The organism is Pseudomonas sp. SMV71 (assembly GCF_052042015.1).
GTDB lineage: Bacteria > Pseudomonadota > Gammaproteobacteria > Pseudomonadales > Pseudomonadaceae > Aquipseudomonas.
The window spans coordinates 268436-293195 of sequence record NZ_JBKGGU010000004.1; the positions used below are offsets into that span (position 1 = coordinate 268436).

Annotated in this window: 25 protein-coding genes; 10 read left to right on the forward strand and 15 right to left on the reverse strand. The window is 61.5% G+C overall.

Annotation, left to right across the window (positions count from 1 at the left end; genetic code table 11):
- Positions 1-53 precede the first annotated feature (53 nt).
- The 4 genes from kefC to ACLEJQ_RS05855 form a co-directional block, all read right to left on the reverse strand.
- Positions 54-1880 (reverse strand): glutathione-regulated potassium-efflux system protein KefC, encoded by a 1827-nt coding sequence (kefC, locus tag ACLEJQ_RS05840; RefSeq protein WP_440793005.1) that lies wholly within the window; start codon positions 1878-1880, stop codon positions 54-56.
- A gap of 1 nt (position 1881) precedes the next feature.
- Complete coding sequence (gene kefF / locus ACLEJQ_RS05845; RefSeq protein WP_440793007.1) at positions 1882-2403, reverse strand: glutathione-regulated potassium-efflux system oxidoreductase KefF; 522 nt, start codon at positions 2401-2403, stop codon at positions 1882-1884.
- A 219-nt stretch (positions 2404-2622) separates the two neighbouring features.
- Positions 2623-3969, reverse strand: a complete 1347-nt coding sequence (locus ACLEJQ_RS05850) for a HAMP domain-containing sensor histidine kinase (RefSeq protein ID WP_440793009.1) — start codon at positions 3967-3969, stop codon at positions 2623-2625.
- Positions 3966-4676, reverse strand: coding sequence for a response regulator (locus ACLEJQ_RS05855; protein WP_440793011.1), 711 nt, complete (start codon positions 4674-4676; stop codon positions 3966-3968). Before ACLEJQ_RS05855 ends, ACLEJQ_RS05850 begins: the two co-directional genes overlap by 4 nt.
- Positions 4677-5047: 371 nt before the next feature.
- On the opposite strand from ACLEJQ_RS05855, the gene ACLEJQ_RS05860 reads away from it, so the two are divergent.
- The 4 genes from ACLEJQ_RS05860 to ACLEJQ_RS05875 all read left to right on the forward strand — a co-directional run bounded on the left by ACLEJQ_RS05860 (position 5048) and on the right by ACLEJQ_RS05875 (position 8053).
- Positions 5048-5836, forward strand: a complete 789-nt coding sequence (locus ACLEJQ_RS05860) for an MlaA family lipoprotein (protein WP_440793013.1) — start codon at positions 5048-5050, stop codon at positions 5834-5836.
- Positions 5829-6071, forward strand: a complete 243-nt coding sequence (locus tag ACLEJQ_RS05865) for a hypothetical protein (protein ID WP_440793015.1) — start codon at positions 5829-5831, stop codon at positions 6069-6071. The genes ACLEJQ_RS05860 and ACLEJQ_RS05865 overlap by 8 nt, the downstream gene beginning before the upstream one ends.
- A gap of 136 nt (positions 6072-6207) precedes the next feature.
- Complete coding sequence (locus tag ACLEJQ_RS05870; RefSeq protein WP_440793017.1) at positions 6208-7506, forward strand: Nramp family divalent metal transporter; 1299 nt, start codon at positions 6208-6210, stop codon at positions 7504-7506.
- 67 nt (positions 7507-7573) lie between these two features.
- Positions 7574-8053, forward strand: coding sequence for a VOC family protein (locus ACLEJQ_RS05875; RefSeq protein WP_440793019.1), 480 nt, complete (start codon positions 7574-7576; stop codon positions 8051-8053).
- A gap of 132 nt (positions 8054-8185) precedes the next feature.
- Here ACLEJQ_RS05875 and ACLEJQ_RS05880 read toward each other — a convergent pair whose 3' ends face one another.
- Positions 8186-8578, reverse strand: a complete 393-nt coding sequence (locus tag ACLEJQ_RS05880; RefSeq protein WP_440793021.1) for a RidA family protein — start codon at positions 8576-8578, stop codon at positions 8186-8188.
- 140 nt (positions 8579-8718) lie between these two features.
- Here ACLEJQ_RS05880 and ACLEJQ_RS05885 point away from each other — a divergent pair, with 140 nt between their 5' ends.
- The 3 genes from ACLEJQ_RS05885 (at position 8719) to ACLEJQ_RS05895 (ending at position 10851) form a co-directional block, all read left to right on the forward strand.
- Positions 8719-9648, forward strand: a complete 930-nt coding sequence (locus tag ACLEJQ_RS05885) for a LysR substrate-binding domain-containing protein (protein ID WP_440793023.1) — start codon at positions 8719-8721, stop codon at positions 9646-9648.
- A complete protein-coding gene (locus tag ACLEJQ_RS05890) occupies positions 9645-10385 on the forward strand; it encodes a CPBP family glutamic-type intramembrane protease (RefSeq protein ID WP_440793025.1) in 741 nt (246 codons plus the stop codon). The genes ACLEJQ_RS05885 and ACLEJQ_RS05890 overlap by 4 nt, the downstream gene beginning before the upstream one ends.
- A 70-nt stretch (positions 10386-10455) precedes the next feature.
- A complete protein-coding gene (locus ACLEJQ_RS05895) occupies positions 10456-10851 on the forward strand; it encodes a GFA family protein (RefSeq protein ID WP_440793026.1) in 396 nt (131 codons plus the stop codon).
- A gap of 54 nt (positions 10852-10905) precedes the next feature.
- Here ACLEJQ_RS05895 and ACLEJQ_RS05900 read toward each other — a convergent pair whose 3' ends face one another.
- Positions 10906-13086, reverse strand: a complete 2181-nt coding sequence (locus ACLEJQ_RS05900; RefSeq protein ID WP_440793027.1) for an ATP-binding protein — start codon at positions 13084-13086, stop codon at positions 10906-10908.
- 280 nt (positions 13087-13366) lie between these two features.
- Positions 13367-14320, reverse strand: a complete 954-nt coding sequence (locus ACLEJQ_RS05905; RefSeq protein ID WP_440793029.1) for an alpha/beta fold hydrolase — start codon at positions 14318-14320, stop codon at positions 13367-13369.
- A 433-nt stretch (positions 14321-14753) separates the two neighbouring features.
- Between ACLEJQ_RS05905 and ACLEJQ_RS05910 the strand changes: the two genes are divergently transcribed.
- A complete protein-coding gene (locus ACLEJQ_RS05910; protein WP_440793031.1) occupies positions 14754-15263 on the forward strand; it encodes an antitoxin Xre/MbcA/ParS toxin-binding domain-containing protein in 510 nt (169 codons plus the stop codon).
- Positions 15260-15754 (forward strand): RES family NAD+ phosphorylase, encoded by a 495-nt coding sequence (locus tag ACLEJQ_RS05915; protein ID WP_440793033.1) that lies wholly within the window; start codon positions 15260-15262, stop codon positions 15752-15754. Before ACLEJQ_RS05910 ends, ACLEJQ_RS05915 begins: the two co-directional genes overlap by 4 nt.
- Positions 15755-16020: 266 nt before the next feature.
- Here the strand turns inward: ACLEJQ_RS05915 and ACLEJQ_RS05920 are convergent, their stop codons facing one another.
- The gene (locus tag ACLEJQ_RS05920) at positions 16021-16821 is read right to left on the reverse strand and encodes a hypothetical protein (RefSeq protein ID WP_440793035.1); all 801 of its coding nucleotides are present in this window, start codon (positions 16819-16821) and stop codon (positions 16021-16023) included.
- Between the two features lie 213 nt (positions 16822-17034).
- Positions 17035-17784, reverse strand: coding sequence for a substrate-binding periplasmic protein (locus ACLEJQ_RS05925; protein WP_440793037.1), 750 nt, complete (start codon positions 17782-17784; stop codon positions 17035-17037).
- Positions 17785-18070: 286 nt separating this feature from the next.
- Here ACLEJQ_RS05925 and ACLEJQ_RS05930 point away from each other — a divergent pair, with 286 nt between their 5' ends.
- Entirely contained in the window at positions 18071-18817 is a 747-nt protein-coding gene (locus tag ACLEJQ_RS05930; protein ID WP_440793093.1) for a phytanoyl-CoA dioxygenase family protein, read from the forward strand.
- Positions 18818-18927: 110 nt separating this feature from the next.
- Here ACLEJQ_RS05930 and ACLEJQ_RS05935 read toward each other — a convergent pair whose 3' ends face one another.
- The 6 genes from ACLEJQ_RS05935 to ACLEJQ_RS05960 form a co-directional block, all read right to left on the reverse strand.
- Positions 18928-19470, reverse strand: coding sequence for a hypothetical protein (locus ACLEJQ_RS05935; RefSeq protein WP_440793039.1), 543 nt, complete (start codon positions 19468-19470; stop codon positions 18928-18930).
- 622 nt (positions 19471-20092) lie between these two features.
- A complete protein-coding gene (locus ACLEJQ_RS05940; RefSeq protein ID WP_440793041.1) occupies positions 20093-21160 on the reverse strand; it encodes a protein-glutamate methylesterase/protein-glutamine glutaminase in 1068 nt (355 codons plus the stop codon).
- Positions 21161-21162: 2 nt separating this feature from the next.
- Positions 21163-21663: a chemoreceptor glutamine deamidase CheD gene (gene cheD, locus ACLEJQ_RS05945; RefSeq protein ID WP_440793043.1), complete on the reverse strand. Its 501-nt coding sequence runs from the start codon at positions 21661-21663 to the stop codon at positions 21163-21165.
- Positions 21660-22496, reverse strand: a complete 837-nt coding sequence (locus tag ACLEJQ_RS05950) for a CheR family methyltransferase (RefSeq protein ID WP_440793045.1) — start codon at positions 22494-22496, stop codon at positions 21660-21662. Before ACLEJQ_RS05950 ends, cheD begins: the two co-directional genes overlap by 4 nt.
- On the reverse strand, positions 22493-23029 hold the full coding sequence (locus ACLEJQ_RS05955; RefSeq protein WP_440793047.1) for a chemotaxis protein CheW: 537 nt from the start codon (positions 23027-23029) through the stop codon (positions 22493-22495). Before ACLEJQ_RS05955 ends, ACLEJQ_RS05950 begins: the two co-directional genes overlap by 4 nt.
- A gap of 40 nt (positions 23030-23069) precedes the next feature.
- Positions 23070-24728, reverse strand: coding sequence for a methyl-accepting chemotaxis protein (locus ACLEJQ_RS05960; protein ID WP_440793049.1), 1659 nt, complete (start codon positions 24726-24728; stop codon positions 23070-23072).
- Positions 24729-24760: the final 32 nt, after the last annotated feature.

Consider the following 24760-nt stretch of genomic DNA (forward strand, 5'->3'; position numbering starts at 1 on the left):
CACTTGTGATGAGGGGCGCGGGTCCGCTGCGCGCCCCTCATCACAACGATGCCTCAGGCTTCGCGCTCCTTGGCCTCGGCGGGATGATGCTCATGCCAGCTGTTGAGGGGCCGGGCGCGGTCTTCGTTGAACATGTCCGTGAGCAACGCATTGGCGCGCCGGTAGGCGTCGTGGCGGAAGGTGAGGTCGTCGGCCGGATGGGCCACGATTTCCTCGAGCATCTGCAGGTTCAAGCGCCGGAACTGATCGGCTCGCTCACGCGCCTCATACGCCCCGACACCCATGTGCACCAAGGCACTGCGGCCTAGCGAGAGGGCGCTCTCGAAGGTTTCCCGTTCGGCCGCCTCCACGCCCATCTGCCGCAACGTGATGATGTGGCCCATGTCCCGGGCACGCACCACCAGTTTCAACGAGGGGAAGTGCTCCTGGGCCATCCGGGTCAGTTTCAGGTTGTCTTCCTGATCGTCGATGGCGTTGATCAGCACCAGCGCCTGGCCGGCGCCGGCGGCTTCCAGCAGGTCCAGGCGCGTCGCATCGCCATAGAACACTTTCACACCGAATTTGCGCAGCGTCTCGATGTTGTCCGGGTCGTGATCGAGTACCACCACCTCGACCCCGCAAGACATCAGCAGGCGTCCGGCGATCTGCCCGAAACGCCCGAACCCGGCGATGATCACCCGTGGGTTCTGCTGGTCGACGAGGTCGGATTCGCGACGGTTTCGCTTGCTGTCCGACTCGAATCGAGCCAGCAGCAGGATCAGCAACGGGGTCAGGCACATCGACAGGGCTACCGCCAGCGTCAGGCTCTTGCCCCATTGATCGGTGAGGATGCCGGCGACAGTCGCGGCGCCGAATACCACGAAGGCGAATTCGCTGCCCTGTCCGAGCAACACCGCCTGCCATGAGCGCTGGCTGGCGGGCACGTTGAGAAAGCGCCCGGCGGACTTGATCACCAACAGCTTGATCAGGATGAAGCCCAGGGTCAGTGTCATTACCTTCAGCGGCGCATCGATCAGCGTGCCGAAGTCGATCGACATGCCCACACCAATGAAGAACAGCCCCAGCAGCAGCCCTTTGAATGGCTCGATGTCGCTTTCCAGGGCATGCCGGTATTCGGAACTGGCCAGCAACACGCCGGCGAGGAACGCGCCCATGGCCATCGACAGGCCGGCCTCTTCCAGCAAAAAGCCAAAGCCGAACACCAGGAACAAGGCGACGGCACTGAAGATTTCCCGCAGGCCGGAGCGGGCGACGAAGCGCAGCAGGGGCCGGGAAACGTAGCGGCCCAGCAGCACCACGATGCTGACGGCGGCGACGATCTTGGCGATGGAGATCGCCAGGTCAGCGCCCGACGGCGTGCCGCCGTGCGCCGCCAGCAACGGGATCATCGCCACCAGCGGAATGGCCGCGATGTCCTGGAACAGCAATACGGCAAAACTGCTGCGGCCCACGGCGGTGGCCGTCAGGTTGCGCTCATTCATCGCCTGCATGGCGATGGCGGTGGACGACAGGCTCAGCGTCAGGCCCACCAGCAGCGCCGCGGTCCAATTCAGGCCCAGGGCTGCGCAGAACGCAGCGATGGCCACGCCACAGGCGAGCATCTGCAAGGCACCACCGCCGAAGACCATTTTGCGCAAGGCCCACAGGCGTTTCGGGTCGAGTTCGAGGCCGATGATGAACAGCATCAGGACCACGCCGATCTCGGCGAACTCCAGGATCGCCTTGACGTCCGTCACCAGCTTCAGCCCCCACGGGCCGATCACGCAGCCGGCCAGCAAGTAGCCCAGGACCGGTCCCAGTCCCAACCGGACGGCGATCGGCACGATCAACGCCGCCGAACCCAGGTAAATCAGCAGTTCAATCAGACTGTGCGTTTCCATCTCAATCTTCCTTCCAGGCGGCCAGGCGGGCGCTGTAGTGCTCGATCTGTGCAAGTTGGGCGTCGCAGGCACCGGCAAAGGCGCCGTGTACGACCACCGGGTCCAGCCAGCGCATGTTGCAATACAAGGCGGTGGCTTGAAGGGGCTGGGCCAGTACCTCGAATCCGGGGTAGTCACCCATCTGGAAATGATCATGCGCGCCGCCGGTGGTGACGGCCCATAGCAGGCTCTTGCCTTTGAGGCCGGTGGCGCCTTTGCCGTAGGCCCAACCGTGGGTGAACACTTTATCGATCCACAGTTTCAACAGGGGCGGGGCGCTGTACCAGTACATCGGGTGTTGCAGCACGACGAGCCCGGCCTGCTCGACTGCCCGTTGCTCGGCCTCGACATCGATATCGAAACCTGGATAAAGGTCATACAGAGAGCGTACGACCACGTCCGGATGATTCGAGACCTGCTCGAGCATCGCCTGGTTGACCCGAGATTGTTCGGGGTAGGGGTGCGCATAAATGATAAGAATCATCGGTGAACTCCATGGTGTTCAGTGGCCTCCGTCGATCCTTGCCTGTGGTGAGCGCGAGCGGTGGGAACGCGGGTTCCCGGTATGGTTGCCGAGCGATACAAACAAGAGCGCCTTGCCGGGGGAGAGGGTCCAGTGCCGGAAGGCCGGACATCCTACCGAGGAAGGCGCCGATTGTTTAGCGCGAGTTGGCCTGATGGGTTGAAGGGGACCGTCGGTGATTCAGTCGAGGGGCAGCGAAACCCTGGCTTCCAGGCCCCCACCGTTTCGGTTTCTGAGAACGAGGGTGCCGCCATGCTCCAACACTGTCGCCCGCGCCGCCGACAGGCCCAGCCCGACACCGCCGGTGTGCTTGTTGCGTGATCCTTCCAGACGAAAGAACGGAGCGAACACCTGCTCGTGAAATTCGGCAGCGATGCCGGGGCCTCGGTCGAGGATCCGTATCTCGACACGCCCGGTGCAAATCTCCAGGCGCACGGCCGGTTCGCTGGCATATTTGATCGCGTTATCGATCAGGTTGGTCAACGCTCGCTTGAGCCCGATGGGGCGACCCAGGTAGACCAGTCGATGCGCACCTTCGAATGAAACCTCGGTGCCGGCGTCCTTGAAGTCATCGACGATGGTGTGCAGCAACTCAGCCAGGTCGAACGCCGTGGCGTGTTCGAGGCGGGCATCGTCGCGGAAAAACTCCAGGGCCGAATTGACCATGGTCTGCATCTCGTCCACGTCCCGGAACAGCCGGGCCTGCTGTTCGGCATCCTCGATGAACTCGCCGCGCAGACGCATGCGGGTCAAGGGCGCGCGCAGGTCATGGGAAATCGCCGCGAGCATTTGCGTGCGGTCTTGCAGAAAGTGCTTGAGTTGGGCCTGCATGGCGTTGAAGGCGAGGATTGCCTGGCGGATTTCATGGGGGCCGATGACCGGAATGGGCGGTGCCTGATGATCGACGCCAAAGCGTCGGGCGCCTTTGGCGAAGCGTTCCAGGGGAGCCGCCAGGTATCGTGTGGCGATCAGGGTGACGACCAGAGTCGACAGGATCATCAACGCGACGGTGATCAGGTTGCGCTCCCATTCGTCCAACCCCCAATTGCGCGCAGGCATGGAGTACATCACCCATGATCGATCGCTCAGCTCGACCAGTGCCGTGTAGCGGGCACCGGGCCAATCGGCGGGCCAGTCGCTCGGTTGATAGCCTTCTACCCTGGCATCCGGCCGTCCCAGCTGCTGGCGCAGTCGCACCGCACCGTCGCTGTATTCCGGATCGTCGACCACCGGCACGCGAGCTTCGGCATACTGCTTGAGCCACTGCGTATTGAATTGCTGGTCACTGGCCGCGCTGGCAATGGCGGGCCGCTGTTCAGGCGTTGCCGAGTCGATGATCCGGGTGATCGCGGCGATCTTTTCAATCAGGCCGGTTTCCATCAGGGGCGGGCGCGCCCAGGCACCGGCCAATTGGCTGAACAACGCGTTCAGGGCCAGCAGCGTCAGCATGGCGCCGAGGGTCGTCAGGGCGATCCAGCGCGCCAGGGTGTCCCGTGGACGCTGGGTGCCCGAGCGTTGCGCAATCATCGCTTCACCACGTGAGGGCTGAACAGGTAGCCGCTGTTGCGCACGGTGCGGATCATCGACGCGCCGCTGACATCGGTCTCGAGCTTGCGGCGCAATCGGCTGACCTGCACGTCGATGCTGCGGTCGAACGCCTCGAAGGTCTCGCCGCGTGCCAGGTCCAGTAGCTGCTGGCGGGTCAATACCCGGCGCGGGTGTTCAGCGAATACCAGCAATAGCTCGAACTCGCCGCTGGACAACGGGATCATGACTTTTTCCGGTGAGCGCAATTCCCGGCGAGTAACGTCCAGCTGCCATCGTTCGAATTCCAGGATCGGGCGTGCGGAGTCGCTCGACGTGGCTCGGGTCTCGCCGGTGCGCCTGAGCACAGCGCGCACCCGGGCCAGTAATTCTCGGGCGTCGAAGGGTTTGGTCAGGTAATCGTCGGCGCCCAGTTCCAGCCCGACGACGCGGTCGCTCAACTCGCCCATGGCAGTCAGCATGATAATGCCGACCCTGTGCTCGGCCCGCAGGCGCTGGCAGAGCACCAACCCATTGTCGCCCGGCAGCATGACGTCGAGGATGACCAGGTCCGGCAGCTGGCGCGCCACCGCTTGCCACAGGGCGTTGCCGTCGGCGGCGACCTCGACGCTGTAGCCATGCTGTTCCAGGAATTTGCGCAAGAGGGCGAGGACCTCGAGGTCATCGTCCACCAGTAATAAGTGACTCACGGCGGCCCCGCTGGGCTAGGGATATGGGAGCCGATACTAGGGGCAATCCAGGGGGTACGTCATATATTTCAATCCGGAAATAAAGTGTCCGACCGGCAATGAAACGGAAATCTTCGGGCAAGCAAGCGAGGGCAGGATGCGGGTCGATGTCAGTCAGTTGATGCACGGCGGTACGCGATACCCGTGGCGAGAGAGAGTCGTTTGTGGCGAGGGAGCTTGCTCCCGCTTGAGTGCGAAGCACTCACTGCTTTTATGGGAGCAGCTTCGCCCGAGGCGTCGGACCGTCCCAGCGGGAGCAAGCGCCCTCGCCACCGGTTATGTGTACAGCCAACTGATATGGGCAGCCCCATCACTCGTCGAGATTGCTCTGAATGCCAATCACCCAATCAGTTCCGATGTTCGCTCGAACTACTGTCGTCGTTGCACTGGCAACCCTCGCCAGCGGCTGCTCAAACACTCCCGCCGCCACACCCGGCAGCTGCGACAGTGTTCCCTACACCGTCCATGACCCCGCCGAATCCATTAACCGTGGCATTTTCGCCTTCAACCGGACCGTGGACGACTACGCGCTGGCCCCCGTTGCCCGTGGTTATCGCCAGTTGCCGCAGACGCTACAGACCGGCGTCCACAACTTCGTGGCGAACTTCGGCGAGCCCAAGGTGTTCGTCAACGACCTGCTGCAAGGCAATGCCCAACGCTCGGTGAACACCCTGGGCCGTTTCGTGATCAACACGACGGTGGGTATCGTCGGGCTGATCGATGTATCCGGCAAGCTCGGCATCGAACGTCACGAGGCCGACTTCGGCCAGACCTTCGGTGTCTGGAACATCGCCCCCGGGCCGATCGTGGAGTTGCCGCTGCTGGGCAGTGCGAACCTGCGCGATGCCACGGGCAAGGTGGCGAGCTTCGCGTTCGATCCGTTTGGCGACAACAGCAGCACCGTCGAGACGCTGGGCACGATCAACACCGCAGGTGGCATCGTCGATGGCCGCGCCGAGGCGCTGCCGCTGACCGACGAGTTGCAGACCCAGCCCGATTATTACGCAGCGCTTCGAGATTCGGTCGCCCAGCGGCGCGCCGACTTTGTCGCCCAGGGCAAGCTCGGTGCGGTGGTGCAGGATCACGCGCAATGCCAGGGCAGGGGGACGACGGATGAATGACCAGGTATTGAGCCTGCACCGGCGGATGCGCACGCCGGCCCCGGACGCATTGCATTGCCGTGAAGTCGAACTGCGGTTGGCTGAGGATGGCAGTCATGTGGTGCTCAGCCGCTACGTCGAGGTGTATCGCCATGAGCGTGGCAGTCGGCCGTCCGTGCGCCATCACCGCGTGTCGCTGGCCAACATGGTTCGCTGGATGGTCGATCATGGGGAGCAGATCAGCCCGGATTCCTGATCCGGGCGGGAGTCGAACGGTCCGGACCCAATGAAACATTTCCACATAATTACAGATCAGTTTAAGTTGTACGATGTCGTATGTAATGTGTTCGACTGTCGCCGTTCTCACAAAAAAAATAACGGAGACTCCATCCATGTCGAGCATTCCTTCAGCCGAAGGGGCCGCGGTGCCCGCGCAAAGCCGCTTTATACGTCTGTTGAAGCTACTGGGTCCGGGCATCATCGCCGTGTTGTCCTGGCTCGGGGCGGGTGACCTGATCACCTCATCCGTAGCCGGCGCGAACTACGGCTACGCAATGATGTGGGTGCTGGCGGTGTCGTTGCTGCTCAGGTACCTGATCGTCAACATCATCGCCCGCTTCCAGCTGTGCAATAACCAGGGCATGACCATCCTGCAGGGCTACGCTCAGCTCAACCCGTTTTTCGCCTGGTTCCTGCTGGTCTATGCACTGCTCATGGGGCACCTGATGAATGCCTACATGATCAAGGGGGCCGGCGAGGCCCTGGCGATGTTGCTGCGGGTCGATTCCCCGTTGCTGTGCTCGGTGGCGGTGGTGCTGGCGGTGTGGCTGCTGGTGGGGCGCAACATCTATTCGATGATCGAAGGCGTGATGAAAGCGCTGCTGGCGATCATGACCCTGGCGTTCATCGCCCTGGCGGTGATGTCCGGTCCCGACGTGGCCGGTATCGTCAAAGGCACCATCGGTTTCAGTATTCCGCCCGACGAAGGGGTGCACGGTGCGTTGCTGGTGGCGGTCTCGGTCATCGGCGCGGTAGCCGGCTCCATCGCCAATTTCGTCCATCCGTACGTGATGCGGCAGAAGGGCTGGACCGGGCCCGAGCACAAGCGCATCCAGCGTAACGACCTGCTGTTCGCGGTGTTCGTCGGGATCGTGATCAACCTGGCGATCTGGATCGTCGGCGCGGAAATCCTGCGACCCAACGGCATTGAAGTGAAAACCCTGGGAGACCTGGGCAAGGCGCTGGAAATCTTCTTTGGCCCTATTGGCTGGTACGTGTTCTTCATCGGCGTATTCGCCACGCTGTTTGCCAGTATTTCCGGCAAGACCACCGCGTTCCCGATGCTGATCACCGACGCCTTCCAGCACGTGCGGCCCAAGCGTCGGGAGCGCTACGGCAAAGAATTCCACCACGACCCGATGCACAAATGGTTCATGCTGTTCATCCTCGTGACGCCGTTGATCTGGTCGATGCCGGGCATGCCGGATTTCGTCACCCTGACCATCGGCGTCAATGCGCTGAATATCATTGGCCTGCCGGTCATTTCCCTGGGCCTGTTGATCATGTCCAACCAGAAGAAACTGCTGGGCAAGGAATACCGCAATAACTTGTTCGAGAACATCGCCCTGATGTTCGCCACCGGCCTGGCGCTCTGGGTCGCGTTCCAGCTGGGCGTTGACCTGTTCACCTGAGGCCGGCTTCCACTGCGCGAGGGGACTGCTAGACTTCAGCGTCCAGTCCCCTTCCAGGAGAGCCCGGATGAACAACAAAAACACGGTTTGTCTCTGGTACGACCGCAACGCGTTGGAGGCGGCGCAGTTCTACGCGGCGACCTTCCCGGACAGTGCGGTGCAAGCGGTTCATTACGCCCCTGGCGATTATCCGGCGGGCAAGCAGGGCGACGAGTTGACGGTGGAGTTCACCGTGATGGGCATTCCCTGCCTCGGCTTGAACGGCGGGCCGTCGGTCCAGCACAACATCGCCTTCTCGTTCCAGGTAGCGACCGATGACCAGGCCGAAACCGACCGCTTGTGGCAGGCGATTGTCAGCAACGGCGGCGAGGAAAACGCCTGTGGCTGGTGCAAGGATAAATGGGGCATTTCCTGGCAAATCACGCCGCGCATTCTCAGCGCAGCCATCACTGATCCCGACCGGACGCGTGCCAAGCGGGCCTTCGACGCCATGATGCAGATGACCAAAATCGATATTGCCGGGATTGAAGCAGCGCTCAAAGGCTGACCCGTGGTTATCGCGAGCAGGCTCGCTCCCACAACGGTTTGCGGCGACCTGTATCCAAGTCTCTCACCCCTGTGGGAGCGAGCCTGCTCGCGATAGCGGGGTCCAGTCAGCCCTTCCTACCGGATCAGCCCATCACTCAGGCAACCTGGCAATCACCTTGATCTCGAAATCAAAACCATACAGCCACGTCACACCCACCGCCGTCAGCGTCGGATGCGGTGCATTGCCCCAGAACTCAGGCACGACTTTCCAGATCGTCTCGAACTTCGCTTGCGGGTCGACCATGAAGACGGTGACGTCCACCACATCGTCAAACGTGCAATCAGCGGCCGCGAGAATCGCCTTGAGGTTATTGAACGCCCGCCGGGTCTGATCCTCCAGGTCCGGTTCCGGCGAGCCATCCTCGGTACTGCCTACCTGACCCGAGACAAACAGGAAACCATTGGAGCGAATCGCCGGTGAGTACCGGTTGCGCTCATAAAGTGCCTGGCGCCCGGCTGGGAAAACAACGTCACGCTGTGTCATACGACCTCCATCAAGGGCCTGTTGCGGCCCGAATCAACGATGAAAGCGACTCTAGGGGCTTGTGCCGGGGCGATAAACGAGCAACCTTGGCGATCACTGTTTGTAGAATCCAAACAATCGCTACAACGACCGGGGAAAAAATGGACCGTTTCGATGCGATGCAGGCGTTCGTGCGCGTGGTGGAGGCGGGCAGCTTCACCAAGGCTGCCGAAACCCTGCACATGAGCAAGACCACCGTCACCCAACTGGTGCAGCAGTTGGAGGCACGGCTGCGGGTCAAGTTGCTTAACCGCACCACGCGCAAAGTCAACGTCACCGCTGATGGCGCTGCGTTCTATGAGCGGGTGATTCGCTTATTGGCCGACATGGACGATGCCGAGACCAGCCTTTCCGGGGCACAAGCATTGCCCAGGGGCCGGTTGCGAGTGGACGTGCCGAGCCCGCTGGCTGCGATGATCCTGATCCCGGCATTGCCAGCGTTCTACGAGCGCTACCCGGATATCCAGATTGACCTGGGGGTGAGTGATCGCATCGTTGACATCATTGATGAAAATGTCGATTGCGTCGTGCGCGGAGGCGAGCTGACGGATCAGTCGCTGATCGCCCGACGCATCGGCGACCTTGCCCTGGGCGTCTACGCTGCCCCAAGCTATCTGGCGCGCATGGGCGTCCCGGCGCATCCGCTGGAGCTGGAGGAGTCAGCCCATCGTATCGTCGGCTTCCTATGGGCGCGCACCGGCAAACCCGTGCCCTATGCCATGCACAATCAACATGAGCACCTGCACATCAAAGGCCGCTACGCCCTGGCCGTCGACGATGGCAACGCTTACCTGGCCGCTGGCCTGGCGGGGCTGGGCGTGCTCTGGCTGCCCACCTACATGTCCAGGTACCACGAAGCGCAGGGCAAACTGGTGCCGCTGTTCGAAGACTGGCGCCTCGACCCGATGCCGCTGTACATCGCTTACCCGCCGAACCGGCATATCAGCGCCAAGTTGCGGGTGTTCATCGACTGGGTTGTGGAACTGATGGCGCAGCAGGCGCCTGTCACTGTCAAGGGAAGTGCCGAATGATTGCGCAAGGGATCGCTGTGCTGCTGGAATACGCCGTTTGCCTGGCACCGGGCCTCATACTCTTTGGCTTCTGGTTCGGCCTGATGCCCAGGAACCAGACTGGACTGCGCATCCTGATTCTGGTGTTGGCATTTGTGCTGATGCGTGACGTGATGACCCCGTTGCAGATGTGGCGGTTGAACGGCGATCTGCAGATCGGATTTCTCGCCAACCCGTTCGTGCTGGCCCTGTTGGGCGGTTCATCATTGCTGCTGGTCGCGCTGATCGCTCGCGGGTTGCCGGACTTATGGCGGCTGGTTGTTCTATCCAAGGGTAACCGGTTGGCCGGCCCGGTCGTGGGCATTGTCGTCGGTTGTTTGATCGGCTTGCCGCTGCGCTTTTTCCAAGGCGCTGACCCAACGGGCATCGCGGGCTACTGGACCTGGCTGCCGGGCATGGCGCTGCTCGCCTATGGGGCCAATGCGCTGGAAGAGGTGCTGTTTCGTGGATTGCTGCAAGGGTATCTGGAGCAGCATGCCCGTGCGCTGCGAGCAGCGTTGCTCAGTGCGCTGGCGTTCTCGGCATTGCACGCCTTCCTCGCCCTGAGCGTCACCCAGCTCGGGTGGCCCATCCTGGTTTTCACCTTGATCGAGGGTTTGGCGTGCGGGCTCGTTCGCATGCGCTACGGCGTGGTCGCGTCGACGGCGACCCATGGGACTGCGATATTGCTGATCGCGGTGCCGATCGTCGCGGCTTAGGGATTAAACCAAGCGCGGGCAGGGGAGTCGAAGGGTACATCCGAAGCTGTAATTGTTGAGGAGACCCACCATGGACCCATTCACCGGCAGTTGCCTGTGCGGTAACGTTCGTATCCGGGCCTCAGGACGCCCGTACCGGGTTGGCCTGTGCCACTGCCTCGACTGTCGCAAGCACCACGGCGCGCTGTTTTTCGCCGCAGCAGTGTTCCCCCGGCAGGCTGTGACCATCGAGGGCGAGACCCGGGACTATGCCGGGCGCTTTTTCTGCCCTCGCTGCGGCTCATCGGTTTTCGCCTGCAGCAGCGATGAAATCGAGATCCACCTGGGCATCCTCGATGCCCCCGATCAACTGGTGCCCACCTACGAAAGCTGGACCGTGCGCCGTGAGTCCTGGCTGCCGTCGTTCCCGCTCAGCAGGCATTACGCCCATGATCGTGAGGGCAGCGGGCGGTTCGAGGAGGAGTGAACGCAGGGACGAGATTGTGCTGCGCACGTTGCTGAGGCATCGAGGGCGTCAGGGTTACGAGGCTCCCGTGCCGTGATCATCGGGCTGAAGCAACTTGCGCACGCGCTGGCCGAGCTCAGCCAGGCGGAAAGGCTTGGTCATCACCCGGGTCTTTGCATCCGCCGAAACCAGACGCTCGCCTTCGGCAAACCCGGTAATGAAGAGCACCTTCAATGACGGATCCCTGGATCGAAGTTCCTCCGCCAGGCCCACGCCATTCATGGCGCCGGGCAAGCCGATGTCTGTCAGCAACAGATCGATGTGCGGGTTTTTCTCCGCCTGCTTCAAGGCCGAGACGCTGTCCAATGCGTCGATGATGCGGTAGCCGGTTTCGCTCAGGTATTCGGCGACCATCTGCCGGATGGCGGCTTCGTCGTCCACCAACAGGATCGTTTCGTTATGGCCCGGTAACGGCGCCGGGGCCTGTGAGGCAGCGGCCGCCTTGAAAGGGGTAACCGAATGCCGCACCAGCGGAAAATACATGGTCACCGTGGTGCCCAGCCCGACGGTGCTCTGGATTTTCACCTGGCCTCCGGACTGTTGGGCGAAGCCGTAGATCATCGACAGGCCTAGACCGGATCCCTCGCCGATGCGCTTGGTGGTGAAGAACGGGTCGAATACCCGGGAGATGATATCGGCACCGATCCCCGTGCCGGAGTCCGCGACCGAAATCGCCACATATGCGCCGGGTGGTATCAGCTTTTCGCCGGCGGACTTCTCGTCGATCACGCTGCGCTGCACCTCGATTCTCAAGGTTCCGCCCGTAGGCATCGCGTCCCGGGCGTTGATCGCCAGGTTGAGCAGGGCGTTTTCCAGTTCGTTCGGGTCGCACTTGATCGTGTCGTTGCTGCTGAAAATCGACTCGACCTGGATGCTCGGGCCCACCGAACGGCGGATCATATCTTCCAGCCCAGCGACGACCTTGCGTGGTTCGAGCACTTCCGGGCGCAGCGACTGCTGCCGGGAAAACGCCAGCAGCCGTTGGGTGAGGGCGGCGGCGCGGGCCGTCGATGTCAACGCCACCGCGTTGTAGCGAGACAGTTCATCGTAGCGTTGGCTGTCGATGCGCCGTTGCATTAGTTCCAGGCTACCGGTGATGCCCGCCAACAGGTTGTTGAAGTCGTGGGCGATGCCGCCCGTCAACTGGCCGACCGCTTCCATTTTCTGGCTTTGCCGCAGTTTCGATTCGGCCACGGCCCGCTCGTGCTGTTCGGCCTCCAGTTGCGCGGTGCGCTTGGCGATTCGTTCTTCGAGCAGGTCGTTCCAGTCCCGTAGTGCGGCTTCCAGCTGCACCCGCTCGTTGATGTCCTCGACGGTGCCGTACCACTGCTGGCAGTGCCCGTCGGCGTCCAGGCTGCAAAACGCCCGGATCCGGAACCAGCGGTACTCGCCCGTGTGTTTGCGCAAGCGGATCTGCGCATCGAACGGCTGCGTATTTTCCAGGGACTGATTCCATAGCCTGGCGAAGGAAATCTTGTCGTCGGGGTGCGCTGCGTTCAGCCACTGGCGGCCCAGTGTCTGTTCCGAGGTGCGTCCTGTGTATTCATACCAGCGCGGGTCCAGGGACAACACTGCACCCTGGTTGTCGGCAGTCCATGGCCAGAGTGGGTTGAGCTGCGCGGCGATGCGGTAGTGGCGTTCGCTTTCGCGCAGTTTTTCCTGGGTCAGCTGCATCGCCTGCATGGCTTTGGAACGCTTGAACGCGGCCCCTAGCAGGTTGGCGTAGCCGCGAAGAAAGTCGACATCGCTTTCGCTGAACGAGCGAGGGTCGCGACTATCCACCTCGAAGATGCCGAAGGGGCGTGTCTCGGTGGCGCCATGGACCAGCACGTTGACGAACGCCCGGACCCCGTTGCGCTGTTGGAACTCATGGTAACGAAAGCGTGTTTCGGCCGAGACATCTGCCGAAATGACGGCGTTGCTGGTGTCCAGCGAGTACCGTTCGGGAGTTCCTTGCTCCGCCCGCACCCGCACGTTGCCCACCACCCCCGGTGTCCAGCCCACGCCGCTTTGCAAAGTGAGCGTGACGCCGTCGTCCTCCAGCAACATGAACTTCGCCAGATGGGTTTGCAGTGCATCGCCCACCAGGTGACAGGCTTGGTCGAGGATCTGTTGCAGGTCGTCCGATAGCAGCGCCAGCTCACCAAATTCGGCGAGCACCTTGCGTTGACGTAATAAAGTGTCTTCGATTGCCATGTGCATCATCCAGGATACGTCCTCAATATCCGAGGGCCGGGTGACGCGCAGGTTCCTGCCAATTGATGAGCGTCGCATCCCCAGAGCCGCTTGACGTGAGGGCGGCAACGCAAAAGCCCTCTCGGGGAGGGCTTGGTTTGAGCGATATGAGGTTGATCTGTGGCTCCGAGACCCCCTGTGGGAGCGAGCCTGCTCGCGATAGCGGTGTGTCGGTTTGCATCAATGTGAACGCACCGCCTTCATCGCGAGCAGGCTCGCTCCCACAGGTCTTGTGGTGGGCTTATTCCTGAAGAAACTTCAACAGATCCTGGTTCAGACGATCCTTGTGCGTCTCGGTCAGGCCATGCGGCGCACCCTTGTAGACAATCAGTCGAGCACCTTTGATCAGCGCCGCGGAAGCGCGGCCGGACGCGTCGATAGGCACGATCTGGTCGTCGTCGCCATGGATCACCAATGTCGGCACGTCGAATTTCTTCAGGTCTGCACGGAAGTCAGTGGCCGAGAATGCCGCGATCGAATCATAGGTATTCTTGGCGCCGCCCTGCATGCCCTGGTCCCAGAACGACTGGATCAGACCCTGGGACGGCTTGGCACCCTTGCGGTTGTAGCCAAAGAACGGGCCCGAAGCGATGTCCAGGTAGAGCTGTGAACGGTTCTCCAACGAGGCCTTGCGCAGGCCGTCGAACACTTCCATAGGCAGGCCGCCTGGGTTGGTGTCAGTTTTGAGCATCAGTGGTGGCACGGAAGACACCAGGACTGCCTTCTTCACGCGGCCGGTGCCATGGCGACCGATATAGCGCGCCACTTCACCGCCACCCGTCGAGAAACCCACCAACGTCACGTTCTTCAGGTCCAGGGCTTCGATGACTGCAGCCAGGTCGTCCGCATAGTGATCCATGTCGTTGCCTTCCCAAGGCTGGCTGGAACGACCATGACCGCGACGGTCATGGGCAACGACTCGGTAGCCTTTCGAGGCGAGGAACATCATCTGCGCTTCCCAGCTGTCGGAGTTCAGCGGCCAGCCGTGGCTGAACGTGACCACCTGACCGTCCCTCGGGCCCCAGTCCTTGTAGTAGAGCTGCACGCCGTCCTTGGTCGTGATGTAACTGGCCGACTGCACCACGCTGCCGACGGCGGATGCGCTGGCACCGGCCTGGACTGGCGATGCGGCTTCGGCGCTGAGGGTGGCGAGTGCCAAGGTGGCGATGGCCAGGGTGCGGTTGAAGGTGTTCATCGTTTTTCTCTCCATAAGGGGGTGGTTTGTGCCGCTGCGATCGTCGTCGTTCGCGTTGGTGTGCAGATTAGAGAGAGAGGCTGGTGTCGAGAACGGCGGTGGTGTTGATACCAACTATTGGAAATAACGGATGGCTGGGGTTCGGTGCGTCTGTTTTGTGATGCGAGGCATCGTTCAGATAGATGTCTCGGAGCAGTACGAAGGCAGATCGCTTTGGACGAAATTGGAGAAATCTCCGACAACGTTTTCAGGTTGGCCTTCGGAAGCCCGGTACATAGGATCGGGCACTGAGTTGGCGGGCGGCAGAGCTGCCGATCGCTCAGCTTGATTTGTCTATGAGGACAGAACGGCGCCTGGGGCAGGAAGATCAAGTTGACCATTTTGCGACATTTGGCGTTACGATTGCGTCAGATGTCATCTAAAGGTAAAGGTCATGCCTATAACGAAGCAAGCAGACAAGCCTGTCCTCAAAACCCCGCGCAGAACCGGGGGGAAGCCAGAGGTCGTGAATGCCACCAGGAAACCCACTGAAGCGTTGTTGCATGGCCGCAAAGGTGATGAACGCATGCTGATCATCCGATATACCCAAGAGGGCTTTAGCCTCAGCGATGTCCGAGACATGCTCTCGACGTCCAGGCTCTTCATGGAGCACGACCTTCTCCAGCGCATCACAGGAAAGTCCATCAGGACCGTCCAGCGTTTGACGAAAGACGCTCAGCCAATACGCTTGAACCAGCAGCAAAGCACCATCGCTTTTCAGTTCGCCCATGCCCTGGAGCACGCGACTGATGTCTTTGGCAGTCAACCGCTGGCCGAAGACTGGCTGGGTAAACCCTGCAAGCACCTGGACGGTCAGGTGCCGTTGGAGCTGATTGACAACTCGTTGGGATTCCAGGCGGTGGAGGATTACCTGACCCGGATTGAACACGGGGTTTATCAATGAATCCTTTGCCCTGGGATGGGCAATGGCACGCTTGGCGCCTTGACCGCGAGGTCTACAAGGATACGTGGTCCAGCGGCATCGGCGCGCAACGATCCGGTGGCCGTTGGAACCCGCCGGGCCGCCGGGTTATCTACGCTTCAGCGGATCCGGCGACGGCCATTCTGGAGGTTGCGGCTCACTTGGGATTTGACGCTCTGGACAAGGTGCCCCACGTGCTCACTTGTTTTGAAGTGCTGGATCCGGCGCTCATCAAGGTGATCCAACCCGAAGACGTGCCAAACCCGAACTGGCTGATCCCGGCCCAACCCTCTCCCAACCAGCAGCAGTTCGCCGATGCGCTGCTGGCCCGGCACCCCTTCGTGCTGATTCCTTCGGCGGTGACCCAGCGCTCCTGGAACCTGTTGGTGAGTTGCGATCTGGTGGCTGATCAGTTCAGGCTGATTTCTCAAGAGCGGTTTGGTCTGGACACTCGATTGATCAAGTCTGCGTAGCGATCAGCCAAAAGAAGGCATCGGCCCCAACGAATTCAGGAGCCATGTAATGACTGCCGCGATGAGAACCACGCCGACCGTCAAGCCGATCAACAACCATTTCAAGACTTTCATCCCCAAGGACGGTTTGGATTTCGGCGCGAGCGCTTCCACCGCAAGTCTCATTTCTTCGGCGCATCGGGGGCAGGCGGCAGAGTCTTCGAAAATGACGCACCCGCATTGGTCACAGATTCTCATGGCGTGGCTTCGAGGCTCGGGAAGGGGCTTCAATATTTGTAGACGATACCCAGCTTGCCCATGATCTCCAGAGCATTGACCAGGCCCAGGCCATTCATGGGCAGGCAGGCGAAGGCCTGGCATTCGTCGAAGTGGCTGCCGATCGCCAGCAATTTGAGGTCATGCACGTCTAGCTGTGCGTTGAAATACTGCAATAGCGCTCGCTCCCAATTTTCGGCCTTGTTTACAGCATCGACGGTCGCCGCGTCAGGGCGTGAGATTTCAATACCCAACCGTTGCAGCGGGGCCAGGGCGTTTACCGCATTGATTCCATAAGACGACCATTCCTTCCATTCGAACTCGACCAACTGATGGGTCCGGCTCAGTGCCGATTCAACCTGAGTCCATGCCCAATCCCATTGCCCGGTTGGCGTCGCGATATCCTGGATGAGGGCCTGAGCCTGCGGTTCATCGAACAGACAATCAAACAGGTCGGCCAGGGTATCGGCCAGGTCGGGTTGCGGACCCTGTGCCTGCTTGTCCAGGTCCTGGCGCAAGAGCTGCCAAAGGGTGTCCAGCTCGGCCCAGTCGTCGGCATCCATTTCATCTTCGATGACCTGTGCCTTGTGGCCGCGGTGGTAATTATCCAGCCGCGTCTTACGCACCTGTATCGCGCCTTCGGCGGCACTCACGGCATAGCTGCTGTGATCCAGGTAGTTGGTCTGGAAAACGATGCGGTCGGGGAAAATGTCGTGGACAAGACTTTCTTCAGCGTCGAAATATGCCGCACCCTCAAGCGCGCCGTGAGCGGTGATGATGCGTTGAAACGATGGGAGATCGATTGGGTTCATGGCGGTCAGATCGTAGGGGGGCGCGCTGATCCTACACCAACGGGGTGCAGCGTTTGTAGGTCAAGGCCACTAAGCCTGTGGGAACGGGCTTGACCTCGATCCCTGGGCTCGCTCCCACCTTGATTGGCTAGCGACCCCAATGCCGAGCACGACGCAAACCGCCTGTGGGAGCGAGCCTGCTCGCGAAGGCGTCAGTCCATTCACCTCAATGCCCTAGTTCCCACTGGCCTGGGCATACCGTTGCTGGATACGCCCCAACTCGCCCGAACGGCGCAGTTGTTCCAGGGCGTTGGCCCAGGCGGCGATCACTTCATCGTCACAATCGTGGCTGAAAGCGATATACAACGATGAGCGATAGAGTTCGACGGGAATCCTGCGCAGCGTTCCGGGTGCAATTTTCAGCTGGCGACTGTAGTAGGCCACACCGGCCGGAGTATCGCCGACAATGATCTCGGTGCGCCCGGCCAACAGCATTCGATAGAGCTGTTGGCTCCCGGTGGCACTTTTGTCCAGGTTCTTGAACCCTCGCGACTGCAGCACGTCCGGTATCAGGCCGGCGTTACGCGTGGTGATCTGCGGGGCATTCAACAGCTGCTCGAGGGAATTGACCGGCTGCTGCGCACTGGCCAACTGATAGGGGTAAATGGACTCTTGCACAATCGGCCCGACCCACTTGTACAGCGGCTCGCGCTCGGGTGTGCGAAACATGGAATACAGAATGGTTTTCGGACGGGTTTTCAGCACCCGGCTGCTGCGCATGCTAGGCAGCACCTCCACCTGAAAAGCATCCCCCGTCAGCGCCATGATGGCCCGGACGATCTCGGTGGTCATGCCGGTGAGTTGATTGTTTTCCAGGTAATTGTAGGGCGCCCATTCTTCAGTGACGACCAGATACGGCTCCGCCCGGACCGGGATGCCGAGCGATAGGCAGAGCAACGCCGCGGTGAGAGTTGAGTGCTTCACGTAGTGTGCCTATAGGCCGTGCGGGGTAGGAAGGCAGATCATGAACGTCAGTATAGACCGGCGCACGTTTGGCGACGGTCTGACGACAGGCTGGGTACGTACTGTCGCGCTTTGCGAAGGGACGCTGGAGTGGCCGATGATTCCGCTAGCCACTCTGTTCACAGGTCGCCTTGCATGGCTAGACTCCCATTCAGCTGCTTTGCGCTGGCGCAGGCATCAACCGCAGGGTAAAAACGATGCCTGGAGAGGCGCTGGATCACACCATCCCAAGGAAGCTGTAGGCGCCATGACTGATTGCGACCAACTCCACCACAACGGCTATGTCCTGCTGCATCGAGCGATACCGGCCGAGTGGCTGGCGGATCTTCGCGCTGTTTTCGATGCCGGCGTGAAACCTTCGGACCAGTGGCCCACGCCTCGCGGCTGGGACTGGCGTCATTCGCAAGTGGACTGTGATACGCGGATCCAGGCGGTGTGTCGTTTGCCGCAGTTGTTGGGTGCGGTGGGCGCATTGATCGGCGAGCGGTTCTTTCTTTCGCAGGTAGAGGGACGCGAGCCTCTGGCGGGCGGTGGTCATCAGTCGCTGCACCGGGACCTGTGCGCGCAACGACCTGGCGACACGGCCATCGCCCTGGCTTTTTTCGACGACTATGGCACCGGGAACGGCGCTACACGCATCGTTCCGGGCAGCCATCGTCCCCAGCCGGGAGGGTCCCTCTTCGACTTCGCTGACGAATCCCGGTCAGTACAGCTTTCGGGTCGCGCCGGCGACATCCTGGTATTTGATGCCGAGCTGGTCCACGCGGCCAGCCTCAACGTGGTGGGTGAACGTCGTCGCGCCATCCTGATGGGCTATTTAGCGGAGCACCTTTACCCGTCGCACCTGGAAACCGCGAGCCTGCGCAATGTTCGGATGGACACCAGCGAGCGTTTTGATCCTGCTGATTATCCTTTGGTTGAAATCGGTTTATGGGACAGTTCCCAGTCCTGTGGCGAGGGAGCTTGCTCCCGCTGGGCCGCGCAGCGGCCCTGAAGCCTGGCGGCATGGTGGGTCAGGATGATTGGTGATTTTTTGAGGGGGCTACTGCGCAGCCCAGCGGGAGCAAGCTCCCTCGCCACGGACTTGAGCGCTCGAACTGTCGATTACCTCTTCACCGGATAATCCGACCCCCAGACCCGCACCGAATTGATCGCCTCGTCCATGCCTTCGAAAACGAACTTCTGTCGTACCGCTGTCTTCGGTGGAACGGTGACTTCGTCCGGGTTTTCCATGCCGGTGAGCTTGTTGGCGTAACCCGCCTGGTCAATGGCCAGGAGGGCGCCGGTCTGGCCGAGGTTGATCAGGCGCAGTTGAGTGTCGGTGCTGTTCTTGAAGCCGAGGGTGATGATGAAGTTCTCGTCGCTGGGCTCCAACTTCAACACCTCGACGGCAATGCGGTTTTTCATCTGCTCGCCGGAGGAAATGATCGCGGCGCCATCGGTGCCCTGGGCCGATTCGCGACCGTCGAGCACGCCTTCGCTGACGCCACCCAACAAGTTCTTTCCAGCGGTGATGAACGAGGACACGGCGGCCTTGGTGGAGTCCTTGATGACACTGCCGTCCGTGGGCTCGCCTTCGGCCAGGCACAGGGGGCTGATCAGAAGAAAAGAAGCGAAGAGGGTGGGGCGTGACGGCAGAAAGTTCATACCTGGGTCCTTGATGACAGGGCGAACAGCATGATAGCCGTGATCCTGACCGCTAGCGATCCACCTCCTTGAGTTTTTCCGACATCTTGACCAGGGTTGCCAACGAGTCCGCATTCATCTTGCGCATCAACGCCCCGCGCCGCATTTTCATGGGCACTTCACTCAAGCCAGGTGAGCGCTGCCGGCCGGTGGGGCCAGAATGACCATGGGCGCAAAATATATGTTGCTCTATCCGAGGGGCTGGCAGCGCTGATCTGCTTTTTTCCGCGGCAGGTGCGTCTGTAATGAGGCTGGCCGCAGTCCCCATAATCCCCCCACCCACAAGTGATACGGTGTTCATGGCAGAGGGGCTGGTGCTGGGAACAGGCTCCAGCAAGGTGTACCCAAACTTATCTATCAGGACTACACATGACAAAGATGGCGATTTTCTTGGGTGGTTTCCTGGCGCTGACGCTGCTGATTGGCGTGCTCGCGACCATCTCTCCGGTCTAGACACAACCCCCCTGTGGCGAGGGAGCTTGCTCCCGCTGGGCTGTGAAGCAGCCCCAAAAGCCTGGGCCCGCTTCGCGCCTCAGCGGGAGCAAGCTCCCTTGCCACAGGGTCCGCTACAAGGTGCCCCGGCCTAGCGATGCAATATCACCTGTGCAATCTCCTGCAGCCCCATCACCCGTTGCGCGGCGTTGAGCTTGATTGCTTCCTTGGGCATACCGAAGACCACGCAACTGGCTTCGTCCTGGGCCACGGTGCTGCTGCCGGCGTCGAGCATTTCCTTCAGGCCGCGGGCGCCGTCGTCGCCCATGCCGGTCATGATGATGCCGGTGGCGTTGCGCCCGGCGAACTTGGCCACTGAGCGAAACAGCACATCCACCGAGGGTCGATGGCGGTTGACCAGTGGGCCGTCCACCACCTGCACGTGATAGAAGGCGCCGCTGCGCGTCACCATCATGTGCTTGCCGCCGGGCGCGATCAGCGCCAGGCCTGGGTGGATGCGGTCGTTGTTGCGTGCTTCACGCACCTCGATCTGGCACAGGCTGTTGAGCCGGGCGGCGAACGAGGCGGTGAATTTTTCCGGCATGTGCTGGACGATGACGATGCCCGGGCAGACCCGTGGCAGCGCAGTGAGCACCGCTTCCAGGGCCTGGGTGCCGCCGGTCGACGTGCCCAGGGCGACGATGCGCTCGGTGGTCTGGGCCATGGCGTGGCCATTGGCGGCGGGCAGTACCGCGTCGGCGCTGAGTTTGCTGGCGGGCGTCAGCGGGGCCGCACGCTTACCCAGGTTGCGCACGTTCACCTGGGCCGCGGCGCGGATCGCCGCCACCAGTTCCGGCGCCGATTCCAGCAGAAAGTTCTTCAGCCCGGTAGTGGGCTTGGTGATGATTTCCACCGCGCCGGCGGCCATTGCCTGCAAGGTGGTTTCCGCGCCCCTGGGGGTCAAGGACGAGCAGATCACCACCGGCGTGGGGCGCTCGCTCATGATTTTCTTCAGGAAGGTAATGCCGTCCATGCGCGGCATCTCCACGTCCAGCACGATCACATCGGGCCATTCGCGGGCCAGTTTGTCCATGGCGAAAATCGGGTCGGACGCCGCGCCCATCACATGGATGTCCGGTGTGTCGCTGAGGATCGCCAGCAACACCTGGCGGACCACGGCGGAGTCGTCCACCAGCAGTACATTGATCTTTTTTGACATGGTTAATGCCGTGTCCTTATCGGTTGGTGCCTGACCCACACATCGCCGCTGCACAGGTCGAAAATGATGCTTCGATATCCCGTGCTGCCCATGTCCTGGGCGATCAGGTCGAGGCGATAGAGGGCGGCCATTTCCAGCGCCGCATTGACGTTCAGCCGTGCCACGTCGCCGAACGGCACGTGGCGTTGCAGTTGCGGGAACATCTCGCCGCCGCCGAACAGCTTGAGCTGATACTCCTCGGGCTCCGTGCCATGGGCCCGCGCCTGGCGGACAAACAATTCGATGGCTTCGTCGGCGTACAGGCCGTTCAGCGCGGTGGAGCAGCGGATGCGGCTGGGCAGCATGAAGTGGCACATGCCGCCGATCCGCCGCTCGGGATGCCATAGGGTGATCGCCACGCAGGATCCGAGGATCGTGCGCAGCCGGGTCGGGCAGGTGGCGAAGTGAAACTCCCCCGGCGCCAGATAGACTTCGGTGACTTCGGTTCTCCTGGCCGTGTTCATGGTTTGCGATAAATCGAAGGCGCCACCAGTTTCAACGCGTCGGACACGCCGTTGAGGCTTTCCGAATGGCTCACGATGAAGTAGCCGCCGGACTTGAGCCGGGGCACCAATCGGGCGACCACTTTGCTTTTGGTGGGTTGGTCGAAATAGATCATGACGTTGCGCAGGAAAATCACGTCGAATTCCCCCAGGTCCGGCAGCGTTTCATTGAGGTTGACCTGGACGAAGTGCACCCGGCTGCGCAACGCCCGGTCGATCAGGAACGTACCGTCCTGGCTGCCGGTGCCCTTGAGGCAATACTTGACCAGCAGCGGATGGGGCAGGGTGCGGGCGCGTTCCATCGGGTAATGCCCGGAGCGGGCCTTGGCCAGCACCTGGCTGCTGATATCCGAACCGATCACCTCCCAGGGCGTGGTGCCCAGCCCCTCGGCCAGGGTCATCGCCAGGCTGTAGGGTTCTTCTCCCGAGGAGCTGGCCGCGCTCCACAGGCGAAAGGTCTTGCCCGGCGTCGCGTTGGGCAAGACCTGCTGGCGCAGGAAATCAAAGTGCTTCGGTTCGCGGAAAAAGTAGGTTTCGTTGGTGGTCAGCAGGTCCAGCGCCACTTGCAACTCATCAGCGCGCTGGCCGCTCATGATCAGCTTGAAGTATTCACTGTAGCTGTCCAGCTCATAGTGCTTGAGGCGCTTGAACAGGCGCCCGGCCACCAGGGCTTTCTTGGCCTCGGACAGGTTGATGCCGGCGGCCTGGTACAGCCAGGATTGAAACTGGCTGAACTCACGGTCAGTGAGCGCCAGCGAATTCGCGGTGCGTTCCTTGCAACTGTCGGCGTTCACGGGGCTTCTACTTCCAGCGCGGCGGGGCTGGCCTCTGCGAGTTGGGACATTTCGTCGATGGACAGCACGCGGTCGACCTCCAGCACGATCACGAACTTGCCGTCGACCTTGGCCATGCCGCTGATGAAGTCGGCGCGGATCTTCGCGCCGAAACTCGGCGGTGGTTCAATCTGCGTGGTCGGGATTTCCAGCACCGCCGACACCGTGTCCACCAGCAGGCCGATGTCCTGGGCGTGGCCGTCGGCAGAGTCCGCCTCGATGATGACCACGCACGAACGCCGGGTGATTGCCGAATTCTGCCGGCCGAACCGTGCCGACAGGTCCACCACCGGCACCACCGCGCCCCGCAGGTTGATCACCCCGCGCACGAACGCCGGCATCATCGGCACGACGGTGAGGTTGCCGTATTCGATGATCTCCTTGATGCACAGGATGCCGATGGCAAACATCTCCGTGCCGAGCATGAATGTCAGGTATTGCGCTTCTTCCTCGACCGCGGCGGTCGTCTGGCGGGTGGTTGCGATGGCGCCCATGCCGTTATCTCCTGTTATCGAACCCTATGTGGACGAACCGTCAGAACCGGGTGAATTCGGATTCGTCCGGTGCGCTCGCCATGCTGTAGGCGAAGGCCTTGGGCAGTGCGGGCACGGCGGCTCGGCTCGGCTTGCGGCTGGACGGGCCCGGTGTGCTGTCGACCTTCAGCGGTTGGCTGGCTGACTTGGGTGGCGTATCCAGGGTGAAGAAACTCATGGCCTGTTGCAGCTGTTCGGCCTGGCTGCTCATTTCCTCGGCGGTGGCCGCCAGTTCCTCGCTGCTGGAAGCGTTCTGCTGGGTGACCTGATTGAGTTGCGTCATGGCGGTGTTGATCTGCGCCACGCCGGCGGCCTGCTCCTCGGACGCGGCGCTGATTTCCTGCACCAGATCCGAAGTCTTGTTGATGGACGGGACCATCTCGTCAAGCAGATGTCCGGCCTTCTCGGCCATGTCGACGCTGCTGGACGACAGCTCGCCGATTTCCTGGGCCGCTACCTGGCTGCGTTCGGCCAGCTTGCGCACTTCGGCAGCGACCACGGCGAAGCCTTTGCCGTGTTCGCCGGCACGGGCCGCTTCGATGGCCGCGTTGAGCGCCAGCAGGTTGGTCTGGTAGGCGATGTCGTCGATGATGCTGATGCGCTGGGCGATTTTTTTCATCGCCACCACGGTCTGCTGCACCGATTCGCCGCCGTCGGTGGCTTCCTTGGCGGCCTTGCTGGCCATGCCGTCGGTGACCTTGGCGTTCTCGGTGTTCTGGTTGATGCTGGCGCTCATCTGCTCGATGGAGGCGCTGGTTTCCTCGACACTGGCGGCCTGCTCGCTGGTGGCCTGGCTCATCGATTGCGCGGTGGCGCTGACCTCTTCGGAAGCGCTGGCGAGGTTGTCCGCCGCATTACGCACTTCACCGATGATGTGGGACAACTTGCCCACCATGTTCTGCATGGCATTGAGCACCATGCCGGTTTCGTCTCGGGAGCCGCCTTCGATTTTCGCGTTCAGGTTACCCTCGGCCAATTGTTCGGCAACGGCCGCGGCCTGCTTCAAGGGCCGGGAAATGACCCGCGAAATGAACAGGGCCAGGCCCAGGCCGACCAGCAGCGCAGCGGCCAGCACGGCAATGATCGACAGGCGTGATTTCTCGAACAGCGCCGTGCCGCGCTCGCTGGCCGCAGCGGCACCGGCGTCATTGAGTTCTACCAGTTTCTGCAGATCGGCGGTCACTAGGTCGAACTGACGCTTGGACTCGCCCTTGAGCAGCGCGTGGGCCTGGTCGGTCAGGCTTTGCCGGGACAGCGCCAGCAGGTCCTTGCTGATCGTCAGGTACGCGATCCAGTCATTGCGGGTGGTTTCGAACAGCTGGCGATCTTCGGCATTGGAGAGCAGTTTTTCATAGGTCGCCAGGCGCGTTTCAAAGGCTTTCCTGGCTTCCTCTGCTTCTTGCTCAAGCGTGGTGCGCTCCTGCTCGGAGTCGGCAGCGATGTGGCGATTTTCTTTCAGACGATAGCTCGCCGCGAAGAACCGCATGCCTGAAGCCGCACGCATCGACGGCATCCAGTTTTCCCGGATTTCGATGGTGGTGCCATTCACCGCACCCAGTTGGAGGATCGAGAACACCCCCATGACGGCAGTCAGCGCCAGCACCACGAGAAATGAGGTGATCAGTTTGGTGGCGATTCTAAGATCGTAGAACCATTTCATTGGGAAGTACCTCTCCATGGAGTTTTGCTAAA

Bases quoted from the DNA above. Each gene is read 5' to 3' on its own strand.
- kefC (WP_440793005.1), bottom strand. From the start codon at position 1,880: ATGGAAACGCACAGTCTGATTGAACTGCTGATTTACCTGGGTTCGGCG.
- kefF (WP_440793007.1), bottom strand. From the start codon at position 2,403: ATGATTCTTATCATTTATGCGCACCCCTACCCCGAACAATCTCGGGTC.
- ACLEJQ_RS05850 (WP_440793009.1), bottom strand. From the start codon at position 3,969: ATGATTGCGCAACGCTCGGGCACCCAGCGTCCACGGGACACCCTGGCG.
- ACLEJQ_RS05860 (WP_440793013.1), top strand. From the start codon at position 5,048: ATGCCAATCACCCAATCAGTTCCGATGTTCGCTCGAACTACTGTCGTC.
- ACLEJQ_RS05865 (WP_440793015.1), top strand. From the start codon at position 5,829: ATGAATGACCAGGTATTGAGCCTGCACCGGCGGATGCGCACGCCGGCC.
- ACLEJQ_RS05870 (WP_440793017.1), top strand. From the start codon at position 6,208: ATGTCGAGCATTCCTTCAGCCGAAGGGGCCGCGGTGCCCGCGCAAAGC.
- ACLEJQ_RS05875 (WP_440793019.1), top strand. From the start codon at position 7,574: ATGAACAACAAAAACACGGTTTGTCTCTGGTACGACCGCAACGCGTTG.
- ACLEJQ_RS05880 (WP_440793021.1), bottom strand. From the start codon at position 8,578: ATGACACAGCGTGACGTTGTTTTCCCAGCCGGGCGCCAGGCACTTTAT.
- ACLEJQ_RS05885 (WP_440793023.1), top strand. From the start codon at position 8,719: ATGGACCGTTTCGATGCGATGCAGGCGTTCGTGCGCGTGGTGGAGGCG.
- ACLEJQ_RS05890 (WP_440793025.1), top strand. From the start codon at position 9,645: ATGATTGCGCAAGGGATCGCTGTGCTGCTGGAATACGCCGTTTGCCTG.
- ACLEJQ_RS05895 (WP_440793026.1), top strand. From the start codon at position 10,456: ATGGACCCATTCACCGGCAGTTGCCTGTGCGGTAACGTTCGTATCCGG.
- ACLEJQ_RS05900 (WP_440793027.1), bottom strand. From the start codon at position 13,086: ATGGCAATCGAAGACACTTTATTACGTCAACGCAAGGTGCTCGCCGAA.
- ACLEJQ_RS05905 (WP_440793029.1), bottom strand. From the start codon at position 14,320: ATGAACACCTTCAACCGCACCCTGGCCATCGCCACCTTGGCACTCGCC.
- ACLEJQ_RS05910 (WP_440793031.1), top strand. From the start codon at position 14,754: ATGCCTATAACGAAGCAAGCAGACAAGCCTGTCCTCAAAACCCCGCGC.
- ACLEJQ_RS05915 (WP_440793033.1), top strand. From the start codon at position 15,260: ATGAATCCTTTGCCCTGGGATGGGCAATGGCACGCTTGGCGCCTTGAC.
- ACLEJQ_RS05920 (WP_440793035.1), bottom strand. From the start codon at position 16,821: ATGAACCCAATCGATCTCCCATCGTTTCAACGCATCATCACCGCTCAC.
- ACLEJQ_RS05930 (WP_440793093.1), top strand. From the start codon at position 18,071: ATGACTGATTGCGACCAACTCCACCACAACGGCTATGTCCTGCTGCAT.
- ACLEJQ_RS05935 (WP_440793039.1), bottom strand. From the start codon at position 19,470: ATGAACTTTCTGCCGTCACGCCCCACCCTCTTCGCTTCTTTTCTTCTG.
- ACLEJQ_RS05940 (WP_440793041.1), bottom strand. From the start codon at position 21,160: ATGTCAAAAAAGATCAATGTACTGCTGGTGGACGACTCCGCCGTGGTC.
- cheD (WP_440793043.1), bottom strand. From the start codon at position 21,663: ATGAACACGGCCAGGAGAACCGAAGTCACCGAAGTCTATCTGGCGCCG.
- ACLEJQ_RS05955 (WP_440793047.1), bottom strand. From the start codon at position 23,029: ATGGGCGCCATCGCAACCACCCGCCAGACGACCGCCGCGGTCGAGGAA.
- ACLEJQ_RS05960 (WP_440793049.1), bottom strand. From the start codon at position 24,728: ATGAAATGGTTCTACGATCTTAGAATCGCCACCAAACTGATCACCTCA.